4 protein-coding genes are annotated in these 1941 nt (G+C 41.2%); all 4 read left to right on the plus strand.

What is annotated here, in order from left to right:
- Nucleotides 1-178 precede the first annotated feature (178 nt).
- Nucleotides 179-394, plus strand: a complete 216-nt coding sequence (locus ACIFO6_RS24110) for a hypothetical protein (protein ID WP_430044585.1) — start codon at nt 179-181, stop codon at nt 392-394.
- Complete coding sequence (locus ACIFO6_RS24115) at nt 391-702, plus strand: phage head-tail connector protein (RefSeq protein ID WP_430044586.1); 312 nt, start codon at nt 391-393, stop codon at nt 700-702. The genes ACIFO6_RS24110 and ACIFO6_RS24115 overlap by 4 nt, the downstream gene beginning before the upstream one ends.
- A gap of 17 nt (nt 703-719) precedes the next feature.
- Entirely contained in the window at nt 720-995 is a 276-nt protein-coding gene (locus tag ACIFO6_RS24120) for a hypothetical protein (protein ID WP_430044588.1), read from the plus strand.
- Nucleotides 992-1941, plus strand: a 950-nt coding sequence (locus ACIFO6_RS24125) for an Ig-like domain-containing protein (protein WP_430044590.1), incomplete at its 3' end; no start/stop codon positions are given. The genes ACIFO6_RS24120 and ACIFO6_RS24125, both read left to right, overlap by 4 nt.

Genomic DNA, 1941 nt, shown 5'->3' on the forward strand with positions numbered 1-1941 from the left:
GGTGAAAGGATTGCAGGTATTCGGTGCTAAATGTATCAAGCCGGAGGCTCTTGCTGTACTCACGGTCAATAAATCTTAATTGAAAAGTGGATGATATGAGAACACATTACAATAGAAGAAACACGTTTGGGGTGTCCGTTTTGGATGCCCTATTTTTTCATTTTTGGAGGGTAATAAGATGTGGTTTTTGAATCAGGAAACAGGATGTGTATGGGAAGTCACAGATCAGGAGTTGGTGTTGAGGTTACAGGCCAGTGGGCATTATGAGCAAGTAGAGGAACCGCAACCAGATGAGACTAAGCAAGAAGCAACTCTAACGAAAGCTCAAACTGTCAAGAATATGAAGCGTACCGAGAAGACACAGGTAAAGGAAGAACAGGAGCCAGTTACATGAATGATTCATTGATTTTACTTAAACGGTTATTAGGCATGGAACCAACAGACATATCCAAGGATGATATCCTGATCCACTATTTGAATAAAGCGAGGAGTAATATTTATGGCTATTGTAATGTGGTAACACTGCCAGTGGAATATGATGAAGTCATGGTCGATTATGCGGTGTATCTCTATAAAAATAGGGATTCGGTCGGACTTATAAATAAGCAAGAAGGTGAACGCTCAGCTAGCTATGAAACAGAAATTCCGGCAAGTATTCGACTGGCTCTTCCTCTGCCTAAAATCAAGGTCGGAACAGATTAATGTTTTACGATACGAAGTTGGAAATTTTAGATGCTACACATTTCAACCCTGTTCTGTCAGTGATGGCAGATGTACAACCTTATCGTAAAAGCTTTTCATTTGAAGATGGCTACACACTGGAGACGACATATCGAGCTTTCTGTCCACTGGTGGAATCCTTATTGCAGTCGAATCGCTATGTCCAAATCTACACGAGTATCTTTATTATTTTGGACATCAAGGAATGGAGTGATTATGTGGAATTGCACCTATATCGCTGCAAGCCAGATTTTGCAGTGGAGGTGAAGGAATGACAAGGAGTCTAGAGCCGATGATAGATTTCTTCCTGCGAGAGAAAGGCGAGCTTGTACGCATAAACGGTGTAAGACAGCTTGGTCTGATTCGAGATACGACAAATAATATCCAAAACACTGATGAAAAGATAATCCGTGCAGCAACACCTTTACGTACAGGAGATATCGTAGACTATCGCTATGAACGTTATTTAATTACCAGTCAGGTGGATCGAAATGGACAGTCTTGTCGAGGCAGAATGAAAAAGTGTAATCAACGGCTGGCTTTGAACTGGAACGGGCAGGTAGAATGGTTTGATGCTGTGGTAAAAGCTAGAACATTTTCAACGGAAACAGGTAAAGTTATCTCCATGCCAGAGGGCAACATCTTGGTTACCGTACAAGACAATGCAGATACAAGTGGCATTACATTAAGCCAACGATTTTATATGACTCATCAGCCATTTAGAATAGTCGGAATGGATCGCACGATGAATGGCATCATCCAGTTAAGCTGCACATTGGATAGCATTAATACAGCTTATGATGACGTGGAAAATAATATTGCGGACAAATGGAAGTACGAGATTGCTCATACCTGCGCATTACATATCAATCAGGGAACGATAGCTCATGTGCTGCTCAATGAAACAATACAGTTAAATGTAACCGCTATGGATAATGGAGATGAGATAGCCAATCCGGAAATTACCTATATATCTAGTGACCCAAGTGTGGTTAGTGTAGATCAGCACGGTCAGGTTATGGGCATTGCTTTGGGACAAGCAAGTATCACCGTAAAATTAACTTATCACCCTACAATATTGAGTACGATTGAAATGAGAGTCGTCGAAAAGGGAACGCATATCTATTCGATAGCCATTACCGGAAATTCAGTTCTAAAAACAGGCCAAAGCGCCTCATACGTTAGTCATATCTATGATCATGGAGTGGAGCCTACAGAATC

This window comes from Paenibacillus sp. NRS-1781 (assembly GCF_050467745.1).
GTDB classification, from domain to species: Bacteria; Bacillota; Bacilli; order Paenibacillales; family Paenibacillaceae; genus Paenibacillus; species Paenibacillus terrae_A.